We start from the raw sequence: 24,203 nt of genomic DNA on the forward strand, positions 1-24,203 counted from the left end.
CATCACCATGCCTTTGCTTAGTCATTCTTGTCTTGCCCCGGGTCAGACATTTGATCGGGAGCCTGCCGGTATTTATTCGTTGTTCCAAATAGTTCGGGCCTGTTATCCATCATCCACATAGGAGACCTTGCGAGAATATCCCTCAGTTCATTTCTGGCCACACTGGACATATACGGCAGACCAAAGGACTTCAGGCTGCACAGATGGAGAATCAAAGCGATAAAACCTGACATAATGCCAAGCAGTCCAAGCGAGCCTGCAAGCAGGATAAACGGGAAGCGCAGCAGCCTGATGGGCAATCCGGTTACATAACGAGGGATCATGAAGGAAGAGATGCCAGTAATCGCAACAATAATAACCATCGGAGCCGATACAAGACCAGCTTGAACCGCTGCCTGCCCAATGACGAGCGCCCCCACGATGCTAACGGCAGCACCGATCTGCTTCGGCAGTCTAACCCCAGCTTCCCGTAAAGCTTCAAAGGTAATCTCCATCAGCAGCGCTTCAACCAGGGCAGGGAAAGGTACAGCTTCACGGGAGGTTGCCATACTGATTAATAAAGATCCCGGAACCATCTCCTGATGGAAAGTGAGCAGAGCTACATAGATGGAAGGCAGCAGAAGGGAGATTGCCCCGAAGAAATACCTTAGCCACCTGATTGCCGTACTGAACAGAAACCGCTGATAATAATCTTCGGCCGACTGCATAAAGGAAAAGAAGGTTACCGGAACAATAAGAGCAAAGGGGGTACCTTCCGTCAATATTGCAATTCGGCCTTCAAGAAGGTTGCTGCAGACCACATCTGGTCTTTCCGTACTTAAAATTTGCGGGAATGGTGATAACGGGCTGTCCTCAATTAATTCCTCGATATAACCGCTTTCCAGTATACCGTCTATCTGTATATGTTCCAGGCGCCGCTCAACCTCTTTCAGCAGTTCGGGGGCTGCCAAGCCGTCGATATACGTAATGATGACATTTGTCTGCGTATACTCGCCGAGATGGATGGAGTTCATTTTCAGCAGGGGGCTTTTAATGATCCGGCGGATAAGAGACGTGTTCACACGTAAGGTTTCCGTGAAGCCTTCTCTTGGGCCTCTAACAACGGATTCAGCGGAAGGCTCTTCGATGGACCGGGCTTGCCAGTTGCTCAAACCAAATGCGATACCCCGGGGCTCATCGTCCAAGAACAGCACAGGCTCTCCGATCGATAAATACTTAATGGCGTCCTCAAAGGTAGTTAGAAACTTCGAGGAGGCGGCAGTAACGAGATGTTCGGCTAAGTAAGCAATCGAAGAAACTTCTCCATTGAAACTCATTAGCGGCAGAATAACCGTTTGCTCGATTCTTGCTGTGTCCGTTAGCCCGTCGATATAAAAGACAGCCGCCTGTTTCGCTTCCCCAACAGGGAAGGAACGAATGATAAAATCGGAACAGCTTAAATAAACGGCAGCCAGCTGCTGTTTGTTCTGATCCAGACTAGAAAAGAGCGGATGCTGTTCCTTGTTCTGCCTAAGATTCTCATTGATTTGAGCCGTTCTTGTGTTTCCCATACGGAAGAGTCTAGATTTTCTCATAAATTTACTTTTTGCAGAATTGGATTGTCCTATTCAGAATGAGCTGCTCAATCTTTTTATCCCCTTTTAAGCCTGACTCCACAAAATGCTTAAAAAAACGATATAAATATCAATATTTTGATATTTCTATTTCACCTCGAATCTATTATATTGAAAGTTGATTCAGGCCTTCCCCGTCAAACAAGATCGGAGAAGGCCTTATTTGGGTGGTAAAGGGGATGATGACATAGTAGTTTTCATTTCGCTTATATTCATTATTGCAGGAGTATTAGGGTGGTTCTTCCCGTCCTTAAGCTGGCACATGAAGCATGGCTGGGCTATGGATGGCAAATCGGAACCCAGTGACAATTATATTTTTCTAAGCAGATTTGGGGCGGTATTCGTTCTCGGCTGGGGTTTCTACATTCTGATTACCGGTGATTTGGGCAAGCTGAATGGATAGAGGGAGTGGTGATTAGGATGAGAAGATTGCCTATGGAAAGGCCAACGGACCACTATGATGCACGCTTATTCAAGATTGATGAGCAGATTTGTTCTTTGCTGGAAGAACGAAGAGAGATTTCGAATCAGAATCCGGGGTATCCGCCCTTCAAGAGTATTGAGAGCTGGGCCGACCGTTATCATTTGCATGAGGATTTCTTGAAATCGTTGTTTGGACTGTTAATGAATGAGGAGCATTTTCTGCCAGTAGTAGACCCATCAGGCTTCCGTAAGTATTTGCCTGTTCTTCGGTATGTGGAGAGAGATGGAATTATCTATACGTTATCTGGCATTAGGCAGTATGAGAACGCAAGCGTCGTCTACCTTAGTATCCATGGGGATGATCAAGAACAGAATAAACACACCCATATCGAACTAGAGCTGGGAGAAGGCTATCACTGCCGGATCGATCAAGGAACAAGCTCAGGTGGTCATGCAGCTTACGGATTTGTTGTTTCACCCGCTCTTCCAGATGATCTTGGAGGAATTACTTTCGTGTTCAGCGAGTATGAGAAGCCATTGAAAAAGAAACCAACAGGCACGGAAATTGTTTTCCAGATGGAATAATAGACACATGCTGATCTGGGTAAGTTAACCAGGGAGGTTGTTAGGATGAAATGGATCTTAGTAGTTGTTATCTCTGTGATGCTTTTTGTGCCTGCACAATTAACTCAGGCAAAGCCCGGGGAAGATGTCATCGATAAATTCACAAAAGCCTTATTGGCTCACAAATATGAATTAGCCCAAAGTTACCTTAATCATGACGCGAAGATGCCCGAAATTCGTGAAGACAGTCCTATTCGAGGAGTAACAGGACTTCCAACTCCGATAAAAGGGGAACGTATCCTCGTCGCTTATTTCTGGGACGACGAGGGGGTAAAAGGTGAGCGAATAGCGTTTATTTGGAAGCTCACTATTAAACAGGATCATATTACACATATCGAGACGATTAGCGATGCGGCTAATCCTTTTATGAACGAAAATAAAACCGTAAATGATTATCGTACCCGCTATGACCTGCATGTAATGGTACCAGGAGAGTTTCCTTTTGACGTCAATACGGTTCAAGGTAAGATTATCGGTGAAGGTATTAAATTGATGTACGAAGATGCGGCCGATGATAAATATGTCCTCATCCAAGCTGAGCCAAATGAATCAAAATCTATCATGCACGACATGCCTACTAACCCGATGAAAGTGAAATCTGGATACGAGTCTCGATTCCTTAAAGACGGGGTGTACTACACGGTAACTCTTGGTCATAAGAGATGGCTTAGCCATATAAGTAAAAAAGATCTCATGAAAGTCGTAGAGAGTATGAAATAAAAAAAGGCCTTCCCGAGTTCAATGACACCGGGGAAGGCCTTTCTATCTATTATTGCTTCTCTAACGCGTCGATGCCAAGCGCGATCGATCCGCATAAGCCGGCGTTGTCGCCAAGTCCTGGCGGAACAATGTAAGAGTCAATACCTTCGCGGAGTGCTTCATGCGAAGCATAGCCATTCAAGTTCTTCTGTACTTCCGCGCGGATCAGAGGGAACAGCTGCTCTTGATGCATAACGCCTCCGCCAAGGATAACTTTCTTCGGGGATAGCAGCAAAATGGCGCTGGATAAAGCTTGGCCAAGATAGAAGGCTTCCATTTGCCATGCCGGATGATTCTTTGTCAGCTCATCACCTTTCACGCCCCAGCGTTGTCCAAGCGCTGGACCTGCAGCCATTCCTTCCAGGCAGTCACCATGATAAGGACAGCAGCCAGCGAATGTATCTTCCGGATGTCTGCGGGTGATGACATGGCCGCCTTCCGGATGAAGCAGACCATGGACAAGTTTGCCTTCGGTGTACACACCAACACCAATCCCTGTGCCAACGGTGTAATAAAGGCAGCTGTTCAGCCCTTTAGCAGCTCCCCACTTGGCTTCACCAAATGCTGCAGCATTCACATCTGTATCCCAGCCGTAAGGAACAGGCAGTTCACGTTTCATTGTCCCGAGAAAATCAAAGCCAGACCAGCCTGGCTTTGGAGTTGTGGTGACAAATCCATAAGTTGGACTGGAAGGATCAATATCGATTGGTCCAAAGGTGCCAATCCCAATGGCTTCAACATTCTTATCGCGGAAGTAGTTCAATACCTCACGAAGGGTTGACTCCGGATGTTCAGTAGGTAAGCTGATGCGCTCTTCAATCTCGCCATGTTCGTTGCCAATGCCGCATACAAATTTGGTTCCGCCTGCTTCAATTGCCCCAATACGCAAGTTTGTCGCCTCCTCTAGTGGTTGTTACTCATGTGAAATAATAAGTTCAAGCTTGCCACGGAGCGTAAATTCCCCGAAGCCAAGTGGAAGGATGAAGTGGTCGCCTTTGACCAGCGGATAGCTGCCGGTTTCATTAGCCAATTCTCCGCTGCCTTCGATCACACTGCAGATCGTGAATTTCGCTGGAGCTGGGAAATTGGACTCTCCGTCAGCTGTCCACTTTTGAACCGTAAAGAAGTTGTTGGATACCAAAGTCGTTACTTCTGTGGCACCAACGGTTTCAATGGTAGAGGATGCTTTGGCATCGACATGAGGCACCGTTGTTACTTCAATACCTTTGTCCAAGTGCAGCTCACGTTTAGCTCCTTTATCGTCAGTCCGGTCATAATCGTAGATGCGGTAAGTCGTATCCGAGCTTTGCTGCGTCTCGAGTACTTGAATACCTTTGCCTAGGGCATGAAGCGTTCCGCTAGGAACATAGAAGAAATCGCCTTGCTTCACCGTTACACGAGTGAGCAGCTTCTCCCATTCTCCTGCATCGACCATTTGCTTGAACTGTTCCTTGGAAGCCGCATGATGACCATAAATAATTTCAGCTCCAGGCTCACAGCCAAGAATGTACCAGCATTCGGTTTTGCCAAGCTCGCCGTTCTCGTTGACCAATGCATAAGCGTCATCGGGATGAACCTGAACGGACAGATCATCCGAGGCATCTAGAATTTTAGTCAACAATGGGAATTTAACAGCGCTCGAGCCAAACAGCTGCGGCTGCTGATCCCATAACTCTCCAAGCTTTAGTCCTTTATATGGTCCGTTATGAACAATACTTTGTCCATTCGGATGAGCGGACACTGCCCAGCATTCTCCAGTACGGTCTGATGGAATATCGTAATTAAACTGATCTCTTAATTGCTTGCCGCCCCAAATGCGTTCTTGAAATACTGGTTCCAGGAAAATGGGTTGATTCGCCAATCTTAATCCCTCCAAGTTATCGAATACAACTTTACTAAACTTGACAAAATAAATATTTGTAAAGTAAATTGATTATAACATAGGAACAGGGGAAGTAGAAGAATGCCGAGACCAAAAAAAATTTCGATGCAGACCATTGCCGACAAGCTGGGCATTTCACGTAATGCCGTCTCATTAGCGCTATCTAATAAGAAAGGAATCGGGGAAGATCTGAGGCAGCTTGTTATCCAGACTGCACAGGAGGTTGGCTACTCTGTAGATACCGGCCACTCATCCATTAGTGCTCCAATTCTTGTTCTCGTACCAGAGCGGGTGATGAGCCATGCGGATAACGAGCATTTTTTGTTTTATCATGATTTGATTTGGGGACTCGATGGTCGTCTGCAGGAGGAAGGCTATAGTGCGGTTATTGTACGGATCAGCCATGCACAGGAACAAGACAGAATCCTACCTGAGCTCGTGCAGCATATTGATTATCAGGGCATTATTGCCTTTGGCATATTAGAGAAGGAATATATCGAAAAAGTACAACAGACTTCTACGAAGCCAATGCTGCTCTTTGATTCCTACTATCGGGAGCTCGATACGCCGGCAGTTACTTCAGCTAATATTGAAGGAGCTTGTGAAGCGGTCACTTCATTGATACTAGCTGGACATCAGCGAATCGGCTGTATCGCGCCAATTCATTTGACAACTAGTCATGAGGAGCGGTGGTTCGGGTATACGAAAGCGATGCTGCAGTACAAGCTTCAGCCTGATTTTGCCTTGTGCCTGCTCGAGTCGGAAGGCTTCAGCCGGACGCAGGAGGAATTATCGGCTTATTGCGACCGGTTCAAGGAAGTAGAATATCCAACAGCCGTCTTTTGCGGGAATGATAGGATTGCCTTATTGCTGATGAAAGAGCTAGAGAAGAGGGGCGTAAATATTCCTGGGGATGTTTCGGTTATTGGATTCGACGGGCTTGCGATGTCGGCGGAGTCCAATCCACCGCTTACGACGATGGCAGTAAATAAAAACGCGCTGTGCACTGCGGCAGTTGAGATGCTTGGCCAAATGCTCCGGCATCCTGATTATCCTGCTATGCGCTGCAGTGCTGCGCCAGTCCTGCGTAATGGTGGTTCTGTCAGGGTGTTAGCCTAGTAACGAATTGTTATTCATCATGGTTATGGGGATTTTGCTGCACGTCCGTTTGTTTGGATACAATGCTGGTGGAAGCCGAGTCCTTTATTGAACGTTTATATACAATTGTTCCAATGACGATGACGAATCCTAAAACAGTAATGATGGGGATAATGGTAATCATAAGATCAAAGCCGTTATTCATAGTTCCTGATCCTCCGGTGCTTCCATGAGATGAAATGTACGTTGATTGTACCATGGGAGAGTGGAAAATTTATACTTGATCTTCTGATCTTTGTTATGCTATAAATAAGTCATGACTAATTGACTAAAAATGATTTTTGGTCATTTTTATAAGGCTCATGATCAAGAACGAAAGGAGAGAAGAAGCATGTCCGTTGACCGCAAAGCGTTAATATTGAAAGCAGCGACGCAGTCGTTTGCACAATTTGGCTATAAGGCGACAACAATGGATTTGGTGTCCAAGATCGCAAGCGTAGGGAAAGGCACGATCTATACTTTTTTCAAGACGAAGGAAGAACTGTTCGAAGCGATTCTGAACAAGGCTGAGATTGAATTGAAGGAAGCGATGAACTGCGGGTTTGCGAAAGACGATAGCCAAATATCCTTTATTCATAGTGTGTTCAACCTGCTTGATTCTATCCTGGAGTTTCGTTCGGATCATGAACTGTTCGTGAAGCTGGCCCAAGAGGTTCGGGATATCGGTACTGTCCAGGCGCTGGAAGGAATTCGGCGGATGGAGCAGTTTGGACTTGAGTTTTTGAAGCAGAGGCTTGATTTGGCCATTGAGAAGGGCGAAGTACGGGAGTGTGATACGACAATCACTTCCTATATGATTTTCCGTTTGTACCTTGGTCTGGCTACGGAATGGAACAAGTCACATAGCGAGCCGTTGACCAAAGAACAAATTAAGGAGAACATCGCAATGCTCATCACGCAAGGTATTATGAAAGAAGCTAGATCCTTGTAAAATTCCAGCCTGATAAGGGCTGTTTTTTTGGTTCAAAATGACCGAAATACGAATTTAGTCATTTATTCAATGGAAAGAAGGATGTGTGAGTATGAGACCGATTCAAGTTTTCTTCAGAGACATGAAAACTCTTATGACGAAAAGGATGCTGCTGCTCTCTTTTCTTGGCGTCGCATTGCTTCCGATGCTGTACAGCAGTATTCTGATTGACGGTTCAATGGACCCTTATGGCCAGACGAGCAAGCTGCCTGTTGCCGTTGTTAACCTTGACCAAGGTGCCGATTACGAAGGGAAAACGATGAATGTCGGGGAAGATTTTGTCGAGGAATTGAAGAAAAGTGATAATTTCAAGTGGGATTTTGTAAATGAGGAACAGGCGAAGGATGGGATGGAGCATAACGATTATTATATGACCATTACTGTACCAAGCAATTTCTCGGAAAATGCAGCGACTTTAACGCAGGATAATCCTGTTCAAGCCGAACTAATCTTCGAACCGAACAGCGAGTATAACTTTGTTGCCGGACAGATTGGTAACAGCGCCATGAAAGAATTGAAGTCAAAGCTGAACGCACAAATTACGGAAGCCTATACGCGCAGTATGTTCGACCAGGTCGGAACGATCTCCGATGGTCTTGGCCAAGCAGGAGAAGGCGCAACGGAATTGAAGGATGGCGCGGGCAAGCTGGAAGACGGTTTGGTTACGCTGAAAGAGAACCTGAACAAATTAGCAAGCGGTACGTCCGAGCTTAGTGGCGGCGTATCAAAGCTGTATGACGGAGCGGCTAGCTTGAATCAAGGCACAAGCCAATTGTCATCAGGCGCAGCAGGGCTAGCTGGCGGATTGAGTCAATTAACGGCAGCTGAGCAGAAGCTCGAAGACGGGGTTGCAGAGTCTAAGACTGGAACAGCTCAGTTAGCTCAAGGATTGAAGTCTTCTAAGGATGGTGCAGCAGAGCTGAAGCAAGGATTGACGGCTTCCTCCGCAGCAAGCAGTCAAGTAGCAGCTGGTGCTGCTGAGGTGGCTAAAGGACTTGAGCAGCTGATGGAGACAACACCAGAGCTGCAGGAGAATGAGTCGCTGAAACAGCTGCTTGCAGCAAGCAAGCAGGTTGCGGCAGGCAGCGCACAGCTTCAGGAAGGGCAGGGTCAGCTGCTTGCCGGAAGCAGCAAGCTGGCGCAAGGCCAGGATCAGCTATATGCCGGAGCAGCTCAATTAAGTGAAGGGCAAGACAAACTTGCCGCTGGGATGGTGACTTTTGGAGGGAAGCTGAAGGAAGCTGGTACTGGAGCAGCTAACCTTGCTGATGGTGCAAAAGCGGCTAACACCGGTGCTGCCCAGTTAAAAGAGGGACTTGGCCAGCTGTCTGGCGGTGTAGATGGAATTGCCGACGGTTCAAAGCAGTTGAATCAAGGCGCGGGACAACTGAAAGACGGCTCGGAGCAGCTCGTGAATGGTTCAGGCGAGCTTGCAACAAAGCTTAATGATGCTGCAGCTGAGACGGGCAGTATTAAGGATGGCGACAACATTGTTAATATGTTTGCGGAGCCTGTTGTAGTGAAGGAAAATACGGACCATAAACTGGATCATTATGGACTTGGTATTGCACCGTACTTCTTGTCACTAGCGCTGTTTATGGGGGCTCTTGTTTATACAACCGTATTCTCGGTTCGGGAATCGTACACATTGGGAGCATCGCCAATGGGCCGCTTCTTAAGCAGTACTTTGACTTATGTAACCATAAGCCTGTTGCAGTCCTTAATCGCGGATGCTGTTCTGCTTTATGGACTGAAGATTGAAGTGACGAGCGTACCGCTCTTTGTTCTATTTACCATTCTGACAAGTCTTGCTTACACCTTTATTATTCAAGCGCTTGTCACATGGCTGGATAATCCTGGCCGATTCCTGGTCGTGCTGCTGATGATCTTCCAGCTGACCTCCAGTGCGGGGACGTTCCCGCTTGAACTTCTGCCGGATTGGATGCAGAAGCTGAATCCATGGCTGCCGATGACCCATGCGATTACCGGCTTCAAGACGATTATTGCCAGCGGCGATTATGTGCTCATGCGTGAGCAGATGCTTGTCCTGGGATCGTTTGCTATCGTGTTCCTGGCATTGACCTTCTTGTACTTTATGCGTCAGTCGAAAAAGCCTGCTGACAACATTCAGCCAGCAGCGTAAGCTGGGATGCCAGCTATTAATTGACATGGAACATGCATCCTCCTCCCCTTTTCTCTTACTAGTAAATCGGTTAATATAAATAGAATAGTAGAGATGCATTGAAAGTGGCCGTCATTTGACGGCTTCTTTTTTTCTTAAAATATAAGAAAGTATAAATTTACTCTATACTGCGCTTATATTTCACCCGCGAAACGTATGCTGCTCCTCCTAAGGACGGCGCAGCCGTTTACGCTTGAGGAGTGATTACATTGTTATCGTTTTACAAAGATGATTACCAGCGTTCGCCGATGATATGGATTTTTGGGCTTTTGCTGATCAAATCCGTCCTGTTCCGGGTCTTCTTGTTTGGGGAACTACAGTGGGACGGACTGCTGGCTGACGCAGCCGCTTGGCTTGGCCTATTGTTCATCGTGGAGCTTGTTACCGCTGCAAGATGGAGAGGGATCGCATACTGGGCCGTGAATTTAATTGTATCTGTGCTGCTGTTTGCATCAACCGTTTATTTCAGTTATTACGGCTCTGTGCCGACTTATACAGCGTTGAAAGCACTCGATCAAGTCAATCAAATTCAGGATAGCGTAGAGTCGCTTATTAAGCGCGTCTATTATCTTTATTTTCTCGATCTTGTAATTCTAGCAATCTTATATATCGTTCGTATGGTGAGAGGAAACCGTGTTACAGGGCGGAAAAGAATTGGTCATGCGCGCATCGTGCTTGGGGGTTTGCTGGTATGTATCGCTGTATCGGGAACGATCGTATATGCGGGAAATGATATTCCGAATGAGCTGGAGCAAGCCGAGGGGCTTGGCTTTATCGGGTATCAGGCCGCAGCCGCTTGGGAAAACCAATCAGAGAAAGCGGTGGCGAGCAGCGGCAATATTGAGGAGACAAAAGCCGAGATTGAAGCTCTGATGTCTTCCTATTCCTATAAAGACCAGCCGGAGCAGCCGGCGATTCAATTCGGGAGTGCACAAGGGAAAAATGTGATTGTGGTTCAGATGGAAGCTTTTCAAAACTTTCCGCTTCATCTGTCCCTAGGGGGAACGGAGCTGACGCCAGTGCTGAATAAGCTGGCTGATGAGAGCTATTACTTCCCTCATGTTTATCAGCAGATTGGTCAAGGCAACACATCGGATGCCGAGTTTATGTCGAACACTTCGATCTACCCGACTGGAGAGATTGCGATGTCCACCGGGTACGGCAACCGGGAGCTGCCGAGTATGCCGCGTATGCTGCAAAGCAGAGGTTATGAAGCAGATACTTTCCATGTGAATGATGTTGCTTTCTGGGATCGTAATAAGCTGTACCCTGCCATTCATTTCGATCATTATTATGATAAGCCTTATTATACGAATGATCATTTTAACGAATTTGGCGCATCGGATGAAGAATTGTATCGGGTGGCTGTCGAGAAGCTGCAAGCTTTACATGAGCAGAACAAGCCATTCTACGCGCAGATGGTGACGGTATCCAGCCACTTCCCATTCCAGGTGCCGCAGGACCGTGCTCCATTAACGTTACCGGCAGAGATGGAAGGGACGCAGCTTGGCAACTATTTGCAAGCCATCCATTACACGGACTATGCACTTGGCACACTAATTGATAAGCTAAAAGCAAACGGTATGTGGGATGATACTCTTCTTGTCGCATATGGCGATCACTTTGGTCTGCAGCCGGATAAAGCGAGTGCTGAACAAATCAGTGAGCAGCTTGGCATTCATTATGATGACCGGCTCAGTCGTTTCAATATTCCGTTGATCATCCATGTACCTGGTCAAAGCAGCGGTCAGGTCGTTGATCAGCCGGGAGGACAGCTCGATATTATGCCAACCTTGGCGAACCTGCTTGGCGTTAAGCCGGCAGATGAAGGTGTCGTGGCATTTGGGCATGACCTGCTCAACACGGACCATAACGTGTTCGGGATGCGTTACTACTTGCCAACAGGATCATTCTTCAATAACGATATCCTATTTGTCCCAGGCAAAGGCTTCGATGATGGCACAGCATATTCACTCGAGACTATGCAGCCAGTCAACGATTTCTCCCAATACCGCAGCGATTATGACTATATCATGAAGCTGATGAGCCTTTCGGACGAATACGTGCAGCAGCTCCCGAAAAGAGCGCCATAGGAGGGGGATATTGTAGTTCGTCATGACGGAAATGACGGGATATATCGTAGGTTCGTCATGACAGAAATGGATCTCCTTACGGTCGCTGTTGCTCGCACTTTGCCTGAACAATGTTCTAGGCTGTTGCAAAGTGTGAGCAAAGGCGAACTCCTCCAGGAGTTCCATTTCCTCTATTCCTCCAACAATATATTTTATGAACAGTATGGGCAGCCAGTAATTTGGCTGCCCTTTTTTTAGGCATATTCAAGACAGCATTATTTTGTTTCGGCAGTGCTGTAGTACGGAAAAAGCGACTTAATGGCCTCGATTCGCCATCCGGAGTGGCCAACTGAGCGCTGTAACAAGGAAAAACCGACTTAATGACCTCTATTCGCCGCCTGGTACGGTCAACCGAGCGCTGTAACAAGGAAAAAGCGACTTAATGGCCTCGATTCGCCGCCTGGTGCGGTCAACCGAGCGCTGTAGCAAGGAAAAACCGACTTAATGACCTCTATTCGCCCCTAGAGTAGTCAGCCGAGCGCTGTAGTACGGGAAAAGCGACTTAATGGCTTCGATTCACATCCTCGTGCTGCCAACCGAGCGCTGTAGCAAGGAAAAACCGACTTAATGGCCTCGATTTGGTGGCCAACCGAGCGCTGTAGCAAGGAAAAAGCGATTTAATGCTGAGTTGAGGGTTCTAAAACTAATTTAGATATTAAAAGGGCAGCCCAGATTGAATGGGCTGCCCTTTTCTGCTTCCTTCACTTAGTCGGAGGAGGGTGGGGGTGGAGGAAATGTATCTCCTGGAAGAGCGGAGCGTATGCTTTCGAAGTAGCTTTCTTTCTGAAAGCTTTAAGCGCTCGCCTTTGTCATTCTGAATTCTCGCTATACGAGTAAATTCAAAATTCAGAATGACAACAGCGACTGGAAGGAGATACTTTCCGCAATCCCCCACTGCCCCTCCGCACCATTTACCCGATCTCCCGACTAAACCCTTCCTCTTCCATATACGCCTCTACCTCTTTATGCGTCTCAAACGCCATTTCAAGGTTCATTCCTGCGTAGACGTACCACATATCATCTTCCCATTTGACAACGAGACTCTCATTGTCCTCATTGATCCACAGCTGATCTTTCTTTTTCCGGTTACGCGACGGTTTTGGTGCAGGCTCTTCCTCACGAACCGACAACGAGTCGATCGATTGGCGAAGCAGCGTACGGAGCTGTATCTCACTATAGTCGCGGATATTGATCATGCCTTTATCATCCTGATTAAAATTGCGAAGCAATCCGGCATATACAAAACCGTTTCCGTTCGGGTGCAAATGGTACACAACATTTTTCCGGTCATATAAGCTGTTCTCGAACTGGAAGTTCACACGTCCAAGCGATACATCAGATCGCTCCAGCTCCGGGAACGATTCGATAATCGTGAGTTTTTCTTCAAAAGTTAACATAACATCCTCCATCTTTCCCCAATGTGCTTCGGCTATTATAGCATAAGCGAAGCTTCTTACGAAGCAGATCCGGACTGTGCGCGGGAACTAAAGAAAAAACGACTCATTAGTCGCCGCCACAAAGTTTAAGCTAAGCTCGTTTACTCATCCGATTAATGTCACTATGATAAGGGAAACGAGAGGAGCGAGAAGCGCATGAAACATGATCATACGTACTATTTGAAATATTGTATTGAGGTATCCCGCAAATCCAGAGAGAACGGTAATACGCCATTTGGCGCTATTCTTGTGAATGAGCAGGGTGAGATTGTTTTGGAGCAGGAGAATGTAGAGCTTACGGAAAAACGTTGTACCGGTCACGCCGAAACAGCTCTGATGGAAAAAGCGTCGCATCAATTCTCGCATCATGATTTGTGGAATTACACGCTGTACACCACGTTTGAACCATGTGCGATGTGCTCAGGTGCCATCTACTGGGGGAATGTAGGTAAAGTGGTTTACGCAGCTACAGAAGAAGCACTTCTGAAGCTGACTGGAGATCATGAACAGAATCCAACGTTTAATCTGCCGTGCCGAGATATTTTTGACAAAGGGCAGAAGCCGATCGAAGTTATTGGTCCATTCCCCGAGCTGGAGGAAGAGGTCGTGGAAGTTCATAGAGGATATTGGGAGTAACTGATCTTGGAATAACGGGAGGTCGTCTTTTTTGTCCTAGCTTCGCATAAGCATGTAGAGGTACAGGACCTGGATTAGGGACTGTGCTTGCGCAAAGCAAGAATTTCCACAAATGGCCGATAAGAGGCCGTTTGTGTGGCAATTCTTTGGACTATGCTTACGAAGCAAGAATTTCCACAAATGGCCGATACGAGGCCCTTTGTGTGGCAATTCTTTGGACTATGCTTACGAAGCAAGAATTTCCACAAATGGCCGATACGAGGCCGTTTGTGTGGCAATTCTTTTTAGGAGGCGATGGAACGTGACGAAATGGGGACGAAGGGGATGGCTGCTTCGATCGCTTGGCCTGAGCCGGGAGCAATTATGGTCTAATCGACCATTCGCCAAGGTGAAGCGGGTCAGTTGGGGCAGTAAAATCTCCACCTCAAGCAGCAATCCGAAGCCGTGGGGACAACGCAAGTGGCATTCACGTAAACCGAAGCCTGCCGCAAGCTGGGGCGGGATGTGGCAGCCTCGTAAACGTCCGGTAAGGTCATCGGCAAAGGCGATAAAGTCAATAAAGACGATGAACATCCGCTCCTCTGACAGTGGAGGTGCAAGGCTGAAGCCACGAAAGCGGAATACGAAAATGTGGATTATTGTGACCATCCTTGTCCTTTTGTTCGGAACGATCCAATCCCTTGTTTACATCGACAAACATATGCGTCCACCGCTCATGAAGGTAGCTCAGCTTCGTATTAAGCAGGTGGCCACGCAGGCTATTAATAAGGCTACTACGAATGAGGTCGTAAACAATGCCGACTTCGAAAAGTTAATTGATTGGAAAATGAACAGCAACGGAAAAGTATCCGGCTTTATGCTGAACTATGCGGAGCATACAAAGATCCGGTCGGAAACGATTAAAACCGTACAGGCTACTCTTGACGAGCTCAAGGAGATTCCTGAGCATATTCCAGTCGGTAATGCACTTGGCAGCGCACTGATCTCGACTTATGGTCCACGTATTCCTGTGAAGTTCGAGCCGGTTGGAGCGGTGAAAGTAGATCTGAATACACGTCAGACGAATGCGGGCATCAATATGATCTTGATTGAAGTCTACATTCATATCGTATCCGAGGTTGCTATTATCGTTCCGTTTGAGACCGACCCTCAGATTGTAGAAACCGAAATTCCGATCTCTTACTTACTGGTTGTTGGTGATGTGCCGATGTATTACTACGATAATGAAGGCAAGGCTGTTGGAGAATCTGCACCGAATGCACCAAATATATCTCTGCCGATGTCAAAAGGTGCAGGGGTTACCCAGCCTTCAGATGGAAGTATGCTCAAGGAACAGCTGGATTCGACTAATTCTCCGCTTCCTTCGAGTAAGGATAGTAACTCCGCTAATAACGCAAGTAATGCCAATGCCGGTAATGCTGGCGGTGAGTGAAGCGAAAATAAAGGGGCGTCCCTCAAAGTCTAATCAGACTTTAGGGATCGCCCCTTCTAATGGTTTGATTTTAACCTGCGCCGCTCATCCTGCTCCCAACGTCTCAGCAGCGGATAAGGATCAAATGCCCATTCGATAAGGCCTCGATCCCTGTAAACTCCGTAATGCAGATGAGGAGGGAATTTGCCTTGCGTTCCCGGTTTTCCGTAGCCTGAGCTGCCGACCCATCCGATCGTTTGGCCCGGCTTTACAATGGTACCGATTCCGACCGTCTTATCAAAGCCTGACAGATGAGCGTAATAGTGATAATAATTGTTCAAATCCCGAATGCCGATCCGCCAGCCCCCATAGGGATTCCAGCCCTTCACTTCTACTACTCCAAAGCAGGTGCTTCGAACAGGAATTCCGTAATTAGCAAAAATATCTGTTCCCTCATGGGTCCGCCTTCCTCCCCAGCCGCGGGCATTTCCCCAAGTGCTTCTGTAAGAATAATTGGTTCCAACCGGAACCGGGAAAGCATGGTCATACAGATCCAGGCGTCCAAAAGCGGCATAAATGCTTGAGAACTGCTGAATGCGCTGCACGGCTCTGCTGTTATGATAATATTCCCATAAGCCGATGGAGAAATCATCCTCTGTTGATCCGCCATATTGCAGAAGTCGTGTCGCGACGGAAAACAGCAGATCTAGATCACTTGAACGGTCAGCGAAGCCGTCACCGTCGCCATCGCGGCCAACACCGTTGAACCATTGAATGGATGCCGGTGAATTATCGGTTGGATTTGGATTCAATGCTCCAGCCCACAACTCCTCATCAATGAAGACACCAACGACACTGCCGAGCTGCGGACGGGCTTTCGGACGAGCTTTTGACAACGTTCGTTCGTATTGATCAACAGCAGCAAGGCGGTACCATGGAATACCAGTCATGACACTTAGCCGATCGTACAGCTGCTGTCTGCTAACCATAGGATCAATGTCCACGTTAGAAGATTGCGTATTGGCTGGTTCAGCTTTGCTAACGTTCTGATCTGCGTAGCATAATTGCCCGGTCATAAGCATGGAAGCGACAACGGCAGCTGTAATAATAGAAATAGTTGGTTTCAATCGTTCCACCCTTTCACAAGCTCGAAGCAATATTCGTTATGTTTTGCAAATCATTGGATTTTATCCGAACTATGCTATAATAAACGGTGAGATTCAGCTGTCCAATTGAAAGTGAAAGCAGGGAATTCCAATGAAATCGAGTAAAGAAAAACTGAAAAAGCCGGACTGGCTTAAAATAAAACTAACAACTGAAGGCAACTACACAGAAATTAAAGATATGATGCGTACAAAAACGCTGCATACCGTCTGTGAGGAAGCACGCTGCCCGAATATATATGAATGCTGGGCGAACCGTACAGCAACCTTCATGATTCTAGGTGATATTTGTACGCGGGCTTGCCGTTTCTGCGCTGTTAAGACAGGGCTGCCTACAGAGCTTGATCTTCAGGAACCGGAACGTGTAGCGGAAGCAGCGGAGCAAATGGGGCTTCGCCACTGCGTTGTTACATCGGTTGCAAGGGATGATCTTGCCGATGGCGGTGCTGCAATTTTCGCAGGTACAATCCGTGCGATCCGTGAACGGATGCCGTTCTGCCGGGTAGAAGTGCTGATTCCGGATTTTATGGGGAATAGCGATGCCCTTCAAGTTGTCATGGATGCCAAACCAGACATTCTAAACCATAATATCGAGACGGTTGAGAGAATGTCCAATCGTGTACGGGCGAAGGCAAAATACAGACGATCACTGGAGCTGCTGAGACGCGCGAAGGAAATGAATCCAAAAATCCCAACGAAATCAAGCATTATGCTTGGCGTTGGCGAAACGTATGAGGAAGTACTTCAGGCGATGGATGATCTTCGGGCGGTGGATTGTAATATTTTGACATTAGGCCAATATTTGCAGCCAACGCCAAACCATATGCCGATTGAACGTTATGTTCACCCGGATGAATTCAAAAGCTTGAAAGAAGAAGGATACAAGCGTGGATTCCGTCATGTCGAGTCGGGTCCGCTTGTAAGAAGCTCCTATCATGCTCATGAACAGACCGATTCCGCGGCGGCTGCGCAAGAACGCGAGCTTAGCAACGCATAGCTTCTATTGGGGAATTCGAAAGAGGGGAAACGGAATTGATCCAAGTTGGCGGCAAAATTTATGAACTTATTCATGAGAATCGCAATGGCTGGAATGTAGACGCGTTCAAGGACCGTTATAGTGAGGTACTGGAGCGTTACGATTTTATTATCGGCGATTGGGGTTACAGCCAGTTGCGCCTGAAGGGGTTCTTCCGGGACAACCATATGAAGGTGACCAAGGATAGCTCATTCTCGGGGATGTCTGACTATATTAATGAATACTGCAATTTCGGCTGTGCCTATTTTGTTTTGGAGAAGACAGGTACAGTGAAGAAATCAACTGACGAAGAAGAAGCAGAAGATCAGGAAGCTTCGCTGAAGCAGGAGACTCTCACTTCGGACAGGCGTTACCCCGAGGAAGAACTGGAGACAGGAGCTTCCTCCTTGCTTGCTGATGCCATCTTGGCTGGTGCAGCCGCAGCAGCCCGTGAAAGCACAGCAACGGGAAGAAGTCCACGCAGTAGTGAAGAATCTCCGCAGCCTGCCCGGCAGCAACAGCACAAGAGCGGTAAGGAGCAGCATCGGAAAAGCTATCGTCCAAACGGCAAGAAGCCAATTAGGCCGGCAGCGGGCAAAGATGTAGCCGCAGCATCTGAGCAAGTGCCAGTCCAATCCCATGCACAATCGGGACAAAAGCCAAGAGACAGGGAAAGAGGCAGAGAGCAGGGCAGGGAACACAGTAACAAGGAGCAAGGCAAGGAACAAGGAAGTCGTCAATAAGAAGAATAGGGGCTGTCCAAAAGTCGTATCGACCTTATGGACAGCCCCTATTTTGTACCTACATATCGACAAACGCGTCGCGGACGCGGTTCCAGAACGGGAACGGGCGATAGCGGGCAAAGCTGACTTTCCTTGTGGATACACTGCAGCGAATGGAGCGAATATCGGTCCGTTGGAAGCTGAGGTGGTCAATAGTCAGCAGCAAGCGCTGATCCTTCTTGGAGCTGATATCGCAGTGATGATGCTGCGGCAGCAGGAAGGACGAGCCAAGAGTTCGATAGACGCGGTTATTGATCGATGCGATCTCTGCAATCTGCAGCGATTCAATCGAAGGATGTACGATGGCGCCGCCGACACTTTTGTTATAAGCGGTGCTTCCCGAAGGGGTAGAGATAACGATTCCGTCCCCGCGGAACATCTCGAAGGATTCGTCATTAACTCTTAGTTGTACGACCAGTGTCGCATCAACGCCTTTTAATGTAAATTCGTTCAGGGCAAGGTAGTAATAGTTCTGTTCGACTGTTTCCACCGCGATCTCAGCTAATGGATAACGGACGATGTGGGGCGTTTCTTCTGCCATCATGGTGACAAGCTCCTCTAATTCATCCGCTTTCCAATCCGCATAAAAGCCAAGATGGCCGGTATGAATCCCAACAAAGGATACGTCGGTTACCCGGTCAACATATTTGTGGAAAGCTTGAAGCAGCGTTCCATCTCCGCCGATAGACACGATAATGTCGGGTGCGTCGTCATGACGCGTGAGTCCGCGCCCCGCCGCAAGCAGATGGAATTGCTCCGCCAATGATTTCGATAATTGATCGCCACGATCGATGATTGCATATTTCAAGAAATTTTAAACCCCTTCCGGACACATTGCATAGTACTATTGATGATATAGGAATATGGTTTCAAATTCAACGCTGAGCACAAAGTTTAAGGTGCCAGCCATCCCCATAACATATAGACTAGCACAACAGAGATGAAGCCATGCGCCAGGCGGGCGAACATAAGCGGAAGATAACGAAGGTCCGTGCGGCTTAACAAGCTGAGTACTTGGGCATGTACAGAAAGTCCTCCCCAAGAAAGAATCCAAACGGCAATTGCAGTCTGGTGCATAAGACCCGTACCAGCCTCGCCTGCAGCCCTTGCCCCAAGAGTAACCTCGAATAAGCCAAAAATACTGGCATCGGCCAGCTTAGCGGGAAGTCCAATTGCTCCAAACAACAGCCGCAGCCCCTCAGCTAATACCTCAACAACACCAGCACGTGTCAGAAGCTCCATCACAACGGAGAAAAAAACGACAAGGCCGCCAACAACGATCATAAGACGAAGCGCTGATTGGATACTGTCCTGCAGCAGCTTGCCGAGAGTTCTGCCGTCAAGAAGCCTTGCTCCATGCATGGCTTTGGTCGCCTCGACCAGGCGGGAGGTACGCCGTTGATGGGCACGGCGATGAACAGGAGACTCCGTGATCGGCGCCTGCCGATCATGGAAGCGCATGAGAAGCCCGATGATAAATGCTCCGCCATAGTGGGCAGCTGCAATCACAGGAGCTAAGGCCGCATTGTGGAAAAAGCCAACGGATACGGCTCCAATCAGAAAGATCGGATCCGATGTGGTGGTGAAAGCGACAAGGCGCTCCCCTTCCGCCCGATTCACGAGTCCCTGCTCCCATAACTGAGCAGTAAGCCGTGCTCCTACTGGATAACCGGATACATAGCCCATTGTAACGACAAAGCTGCCGATGCCCGGAAGCCGGAATAGCGGTCTCATGAGCGGATCAAGCAGCTTGCCGAAGAAATGGACGATTCCAAAGCCGAGCAGCAGCTCGGAGATGACGAAGAAAGGGAAAAGGGCAGGAAATAACACTTGCCACCATATCGATAACCCCCGAAGTGAGGATTCCAGCGTTTGAGCCGGGAAAACCGCCATTAGTAAGGCGATAAGCAAGGCACAAAGGCCTGTTAGCGAGGCCGGACGGGTAAGCGTTCGGAGCATAAATACGTCCTCCTTTGAATATACGGCAGGCATAATGTACAACCTCTACATGAGGTATATGAAGAAAGTGGGACATCCATCACTTTTGAAGGATTTATTGTACAAAAATTTTTTTCATAATTCTAAGAAAACGCTTGCAAAAAAGGGCTGGACGGTCCGTTTTTTTATGTTACAATGAAAGTACCTTTGAAGGCTTGGAGTGATGAGAATGAGTATAATCGCTGGCATTCTGGTCTGTGCATTTGTATATGTCATCCGAGAATCCTTAACAGCACCGGGAGAAGAGGACTACGAAGGTTAACACGTATCGTTTCGGCTTATTGATAACCATCCCGCATTGGAGACGATGCGGGATTTTTTTTTATGATATAATACTAAATACCTACATTTTGGAGATGAAATTGACGATGAATAGGAATATAAGCCTTTATGAAGCAATTGGTGGAGCTGAGTCTTTAAGACGAATAGTTGAGTCTTTTTACCCTAAGGTACAAGCGCATGAGCTGCTGGGCCCACTTTTTCCGGATAATATCCTTCCCGTTATGGAGAAGCAGATTATGTTTTTGACGCAGTTTTTTGGAGGGCCAATGTTATTTTCCGATGAATATGGTCATCCAATGATGCGGGCACGGCATATGCCTTTTCCGATAACGCCGAAACATGCTGAAGCTTGGCTCGATTGTATGAGAAGAGCATTACAAGAGGTTTCCGGCTTGGATGAACAGCTGCAATTGTACATTATTGAAAGACTATCAGGTCCTGCCCACCATTTTGTGAACACACCCGAATAGGAGATGGGATTGGTATGGAGCCGCTCTATCAGACAAAGATGAATTGCATTTGTTGTGAAACCATCTTTACGACATCACGCGTTCGCCCGAGCTTTAAGAAGGCGATGTCTATGGATTCTGATTTTTGCGGGTATTACCGGTCGGAAGCGAATCCGGATTATTATGTTGTCCGAGTCTGTCCGACTTGCGGATTTGCAACAACAGAGAATGGGACACAGAGGCTTACAGAGCGTCAAAAGAAAGACTACCATACGCAGATCGGTACACGTTGGACGATGTGTGATTATGGTGGAGAACGAGATGCTGCTGGAGCTATGAAAGTGTACAAGCTTGGCTTATTATCGGCACAAGCGATTGGCGAAAAACAGAGAGTTATTGCAGGCATTTTGCATCATATAGCGTGGTTATATCGTTATGAGAGCAATCAGCAGGAGGAACAGCGGTTTATGCGGTTCGCACTGCAAGCGTATATAAAAGTATTCGAGGAAGAAGGATCGGAGCTGAACAACGCGAAGCTCATGTATCTGATTGGGGAACTGAACAGGCGGACCGGCGAGCTTAATGAAGCGGTCAAATGGTTCTCTCGAATCGTTGGCGACAAGCGAATTATGGATGCCGCTATGATTCGGAAAAGCCGCGAGCAATGGCAGCTGATCCGCGAGCAGCTGAATAGTGGACAGCCAGTATCATCGGGCGAAAGCGAAGGGGATTCTCCTGTGCAAACGACGGCTTAACTGGCTTGTCCAACATTAACGGGTCAGCCTGCGCAGCGGTTGATCCGTTAGCATATAGTCATTATCCATATCAAGGATCGTGACTTTGTTATGACAGCAAGGAAAGACGAGCAGTCTTTTTTTGCCGTGATGAATCTCTTCGATCTCACGGACACGCAGAGGAATTAGAACGTTATCATTGCCGCAGAAGGGGCAGCTTGGAACGTATATATCCTTCATAATAATGTCGTAAGGCCAAGTCTTCTCGAATGGAATCATGAGGAAGACTCCTCAGAACCAGGAGCGGATTCAGACGGCTTATTAGCCTCTGCTTCCGCTTTTGCAAGTTCAGTAAGCTTTTGCAGCAAAATATGTTTAGGCATATGCATCAAATGTTCGATCGGCACGCCAAGCTGCTTGGACAGCTTAATGGCTGTGTCGGGCGAGATTTGCAATGGTTGAGACATGGTGTTATTCCTCCTTAAAAGAATTGCGAAGTAATTCTTACTTCGTAAGCATGAGCTTAAAAGAATTGCGAAGTAATTCTTACTTCGTAAGCATGAGCTTAAAAGAATTAGCGCGTTCTTTGCAATAATTCTTACTTCGTAAGTGTAATTTAGATATAATTAAGTTATACACCGCTGATAGAGATTGCGCAAATTTATTTCGCGATCTTTTGTGGCGGTGTTTTTGATGAAGGCTTACATAGCCTAAATGAGAATGAAGGAGAGGAACGGCAGAATGACGACAGGTAATTACCCGATGAAATGGGATTTGGAGACGTTTTATGAAGGAGGCTCGAATTCAGCCGCTTTCGCCGGAGAGCTTAACGGAATGGATAAAGATGTCGCCGAGCTGGAAAGACTGTTCTCAAGCAGCGGCACAGAAACAAAGAAGAAGATTGAGGAGACGACGGCTATTATACAATCTGTGCTGATTCGTCTGCGCCAGTCGGAATCTTTTGTGGAATGCTTGCAGGCGCAAAATATGAAGGACTCAGCAGCAAGCGGCTTAAGCGACCGGGTGAAGACGCTTAATGCTAAGCTGCTGGGGGTATTAACCCGTTATGATAGTGAACTTCGTCAGATCGGTGATGAAGAATGGGCAGGAATCATTAGTGACGGCCCCCTCGCAGAAGTGGCATTCAGCTTGTCTGAACGGCGTGAGCTGGCGAAGGAGAAGCTGGCTCCTGAGCTTGAAGCATTAGCTGGCGATCTGGCGGTTGATGGCTATCATGGCTGGGGCGCTCTCTATGACTTGATTGTATCCAGGGCGAAGTTTACAGATGTAGATGAAGAGGGTAAGGAAAAAGTATTGTCCGCAGGACAAATGTTCAATCGACTGTCGGACGGTGACCGTTCGGTTCGTATTCGGGCGTTTGCTGAGTGGGAACGGGAGTGGGGCGATGCGGCGGAGCTGTGCGCAGATTCCCTTAACCGTCTTGCTGGCTTCCGTCTGAAGCTGTACGACAAACGCGGTTGGGATTCGGTACTAAAGGAGCCTCTGCAAATTAATCGGATGAGCGAAGCGACTTTTAATGCGATGTGGTCTGCCATCAATGAGGGCAAGCCAAAGCTGGTCCGTTATTTGGAGCGTAAGGCGAAGCTGCTTGGTCTAGAGAAGCTGGATTGGCATGATGTCAGTGCACCACTTGGCTCTTCTGCACGGACAGTTAGCTTTGACGAAGGCGCGAAGTTTATTGTGGAGCAGTTCCGCAAGTTCAGTCCCGACATGGCAGACTTCTCTGAGATGGCATTCCGGGATGGCTGGATTGAAGCCGAGGATCGTGCAGGTAAACGCCCGGGTGGTTTCTGCACCTCTTTCCCGAAAAGCCGTCAGACCCGGATTTTCATGACGTACTCGGGCACAGCGGATAATGTATCAACACTTGCTCATGAGCTTGGCCATGCATATCATCAATATGTGATGGATGACCTGCCCGCGTTGTCGCAGGAATATGCGATGAATGTGGCAGAGACGGCGTCAACATTCGCAGAGCTGATTGTGTCGGATTCGGCGATGAAGACGGCTGTCAACAAGGAAGAGAAGCTAGGCCTATTGGAAGACAAAATCCAGAACGCTGTAGCCTTTTTCATGAACATCCACGCACGGGTACTGTTTGAGACGCGGTTCTATGAGCAGCGTAAGCTTGGCATTGTGCCAGTAGAGAAGCTGAACAGTCTGATGGTGGAGTCACAGCGCGAGGCATACAACGGAGCGCTTGGCGAAGTGCACCCACACTTCTGGGCATCCAAGCTGCATTTCTACATTACGAGTGTGCCGTTCTATAACTTCCCGTACACGTTTGGCTACTTGTTCAGCGCAGGCATCTATGCCCGTGCTCAGCAGGAAGGTCCGGCATTTGCCGACCGTTATGTGCAGCTGCTGCGGGATACGGGTCGTATGACTGTAGAGGAGCTCGCACAGAAGCATCTTGGTGTTAAGCTGGATGAAGCAGATTTCTGGCGTGATGCGGTTGAGCTTACAACGAAGGATATCGACTTGTTCCTGGAGCTCACGGAATAAAAGGTTTGTAACGTGAAGGAGGCGTGTC

The 24,203-nt window shown here is 47.7% G+C and carries 24 protein-coding genes; 14 read left to right on the top strand and 10 right to left on the bottom strand.

Translation table 11 applies throughout. The features are described 5' to 3' along the window. Positions 1-17: 17 nt before the first annotated feature. Complete coding sequence (locus AB4Y93_RS15765) at positions 18-1,574, bottom strand: spore germination protein (protein ID WP_441893521.1); 1,557 nt, start codon at positions 1,572-1,574, stop codon at positions 18-20. A 202-nt stretch (positions 1,575-1,776) separates the two neighbouring features. On the opposite strand from AB4Y93_RS15765, the gene AB4Y93_RS15770 reads away from it, so the two are divergent. From AB4Y93_RS15770 to AB4Y93_RS15780, 3 genes are read left to right on the top strand one after another with little or no spacing between them, the layout of a single operon-like run. Then, on the top strand, positions 1,777-2,016 hold the full coding sequence (locus tag AB4Y93_RS15770) for a DUF6199 family natural product biosynthesis protein (RefSeq protein ID WP_441893523.1): 240 nt from the start codon (positions 1,777-1,779) through the stop codon (positions 2,014-2,016). Between the two features lie 17 nt (positions 2,017-2,033). Beyond that, the gene (locus AB4Y93_RS15775) at positions 2,034-2,621 is read left to right on the top strand and encodes a hypothetical protein (RefSeq protein WP_441893525.1); all 588 of its coding nucleotides are present in this window, start codon (positions 2,034-2,036) and stop codon (positions 2,619-2,621) included. A 45-nt stretch (positions 2,622-2,666) separates the two neighbouring features. Beyond that, a complete protein-coding gene (locus AB4Y93_RS15780; RefSeq protein WP_441893527.1) occupies positions 2,667-3,380 on the top strand; it encodes a hypothetical protein in 714 nt (237 codons plus the stop codon). Between the two features lie 49 nt (positions 3,381-3,429). Here the strand turns inward: AB4Y93_RS15780 and AB4Y93_RS15785 are convergent, their stop codons facing one another. After that, complete coding sequence (locus AB4Y93_RS15785; protein ID WP_441893529.1) at positions 3,430-4,308, bottom strand: ROK family protein; 879 nt, start codon at positions 4,306-4,308, stop codon at positions 3,430-3,432. A gap of 24 nt (positions 4,309-4,332) precedes the next feature. Then, positions 4,333-5,280 carry a mannose-6-phosphate isomerase, class I gene (gene manA / locus AB4Y93_RS15790; protein WP_441893531.1) on the bottom strand — a complete coding sequence of 316 codons (948 nt, stop codon included), beginning with the start codon at positions 5,278-5,280 and terminating at the stop codon, positions 4,333-4,335. A gap of 102 nt (positions 5,281-5,382) precedes the next feature. Here manA and AB4Y93_RS15795 point away from each other — a divergent pair, with 102 nt between their 5' ends. Continuing rightward, on the top strand, positions 5,383-6,420 hold the full coding sequence (locus AB4Y93_RS15795; protein ID WP_441893533.1) for a substrate-binding domain-containing protein: 1,038 nt from the start codon (positions 5,383-5,385) through the stop codon (positions 6,418-6,420). A gap of 10 nt (positions 6,421-6,430) precedes the next feature. Here AB4Y93_RS15795 and AB4Y93_RS15800 read toward each other — a convergent pair whose 3' ends face one another. Next, positions 6,431-6,604 carry a hypothetical protein gene (locus tag AB4Y93_RS15800; protein ID WP_441893535.1) on the bottom strand — a complete coding sequence of 58 codons (174 nt, stop codon included), beginning with the start codon at positions 6,602-6,604 and terminating at the stop codon, positions 6,431-6,433. Positions 6,605-6,790: 186 nt separating this feature from the next. On the opposite strand from AB4Y93_RS15800, the gene AB4Y93_RS15805 reads away from it, so the two are divergent. From AB4Y93_RS15805 to AB4Y93_RS15815, 3 genes are all read left to right on the top strand, one after another. After that, on the top strand, positions 6,791-7,390 hold the full coding sequence (locus tag AB4Y93_RS15805) for a TetR/AcrR family transcriptional regulator (RefSeq protein ID WP_441893537.1): 600 nt from the start codon (positions 6,791-6,793) through the stop codon (positions 7,388-7,390). 91 nt (positions 7,391-7,481) lie between these two features. Continuing rightward, positions 7,482-9,572, top strand: a complete 2,091-nt coding sequence (locus tag AB4Y93_RS15810) for a YhgE/Pip family protein (protein ID WP_441893539.1) — start codon at positions 7,482-7,484, stop codon at positions 9,570-9,572. A gap of 287 nt (positions 9,573-9,859) precedes the next feature. Further along, complete coding sequence (locus tag AB4Y93_RS15815) at positions 9,860-11,704, top strand: LTA synthase family protein (protein WP_441893935.1); 1,845 nt, start codon at positions 9,860-9,862, stop codon at positions 11,702-11,704. A gap of 950 nt (positions 11,705-12,654) precedes the next feature. Here AB4Y93_RS15815 and AB4Y93_RS15820 read toward each other — a convergent pair. Continuing rightward, on the bottom strand, positions 12,655-13,140 hold the full coding sequence (locus tag AB4Y93_RS15820) for a hypothetical protein (RefSeq protein WP_441893541.1): 486 nt from the start codon (positions 13,138-13,140) through the stop codon (positions 12,655-12,657). 195 nt (positions 13,141-13,335) lie between these two features. On the opposite strand from AB4Y93_RS15820, the gene AB4Y93_RS15825 reads away from it, so the two are divergent. Beyond that, positions 13,336-13,815, top strand: coding sequence for a nucleoside deaminase (locus AB4Y93_RS15825; RefSeq protein ID WP_167281944.1), 480 nt, complete (start codon positions 13,336-13,338; stop codon positions 13,813-13,815). Between the two features lie 301 nt (positions 13,816-14,116). After that, positions 14,117-15,247, top strand: coding sequence for a sporulation protein YunB (gene yunB, locus AB4Y93_RS15830; protein WP_441893543.1), 1,131 nt, complete (start codon positions 14,117-14,119; stop codon positions 15,245-15,247). 56 nt (positions 15,248-15,303) lie between these two features. On the opposite strand, the gene AB4Y93_RS15835 is transcribed toward yunB, so the two are convergent. Beyond that, positions 15,304-16,308, bottom strand: coding sequence for a M23 family metallopeptidase (locus tag AB4Y93_RS15835; RefSeq protein ID WP_441893937.1), 1,005 nt, complete (start codon positions 16,306-16,308; stop codon positions 15,304-15,306). A 175-nt stretch (positions 16,309-16,483) separates the two neighbouring features. On the opposite strand from AB4Y93_RS15835, the gene lipA reads away from it, so the two are divergent. Together lipA and AB4Y93_RS15845 are read left to right on the top strand one after the other, a co-directional pair. Beyond that, positions 16,484-17,386, top strand: coding sequence for a lipoyl synthase (gene lipA / locus AB4Y93_RS15840; protein ID WP_441893545.1), 903 nt, complete (start codon positions 16,484-16,486; stop codon positions 17,384-17,386). A gap of 35 nt (positions 17,387-17,421) precedes the next feature. Beyond that, positions 17,422-18,147, top strand: coding sequence for a YutD family protein (locus AB4Y93_RS15845; protein ID WP_441893547.1), 726 nt, complete (start codon positions 17,422-17,424; stop codon positions 18,145-18,147). Between the two features lie 58 nt (positions 18,148-18,205). Here AB4Y93_RS15845 and AB4Y93_RS15850 read toward each other — a convergent pair whose 3' ends face one another. Together AB4Y93_RS15850 and ylbJ are read right to left on the bottom strand one after the other, a co-directional pair. Then, on the bottom strand, positions 18,206-18,994 hold the full coding sequence (locus tag AB4Y93_RS15850; protein WP_441893549.1) for an NAD kinase: 789 nt from the start codon (positions 18,992-18,994) through the stop codon (positions 18,206-18,208). Between the two features lie 86 nt (positions 18,995-19,080). Further along, a complete protein-coding gene (gene ylbJ / locus AB4Y93_RS15855) occupies positions 19,081-20,145 on the bottom strand; it encodes a sporulation integral membrane protein YlbJ (protein WP_441893551.1) in 1,065 nt (354 codons plus the stop codon). Positions 20,146-20,552: 407 nt separating this feature from the next. On the opposite strand from ylbJ, the gene AB4Y93_RS15860 reads away from it, so the two are divergent. Next, positions 20,553-20,936 carry a globin domain-containing protein gene (locus tag AB4Y93_RS15860; protein WP_441893553.1) on the top strand — a complete coding sequence of 128 codons (384 nt, stop codon included), beginning with the start codon at positions 20,553-20,555 and terminating at the stop codon, positions 20,934-20,936. Positions 20,937-20,950: 14 nt separating this feature from the next. Next, complete coding sequence (locus tag AB4Y93_RS15865; protein ID WP_441893554.1) at positions 20,951-21,670, top strand: DUF2225 domain-containing protein; 720 nt, start codon at positions 20,951-20,953, stop codon at positions 21,668-21,670. 15 nt (positions 21,671-21,685) lie between these two features. On the opposite strand, the gene AB4Y93_RS15870 is transcribed toward AB4Y93_RS15865, so the two are convergent. Together AB4Y93_RS15870 and AB4Y93_RS15875 are read right to left on the bottom strand one after the other, a co-directional pair. Next, positions 21,686-21,928, bottom strand: a complete 243-nt coding sequence (locus tag AB4Y93_RS15870) for a hypothetical protein (protein ID WP_441893555.1) — start codon at positions 21,926-21,928, stop codon at positions 21,686-21,688. After that, positions 21,925-22,116, bottom strand: a complete 192-nt coding sequence (locus tag AB4Y93_RS15875; RefSeq protein ID WP_441893557.1) for a YycC family protein — start codon at positions 22,114-22,116, stop codon at positions 21,925-21,927. The genes AB4Y93_RS15870 and AB4Y93_RS15875 overlap by 4 nt, the downstream gene beginning before the upstream one ends. Positions 22,117-22,390: 274 nt before the next feature. Between AB4Y93_RS15875 and AB4Y93_RS15880 the strand changes: the two genes are divergently transcribed. Next, a complete protein-coding gene (locus AB4Y93_RS15880) occupies positions 22,391-24,175 on the top strand; it encodes a M3 family oligoendopeptidase (protein ID WP_441893558.1) in 1,785 nt (594 codons plus the stop codon). Positions 24,176-24,203 lie beyond the last annotated feature (28 nt).

The organism is Paenibacillus sp. YAF4_2 (genome assembly GCF_052113225.1).
Lineage (GTDB): Bacteria > Bacillota > Bacilli > Paenibacillales > Paenibacillaceae > Pristimantibacillus.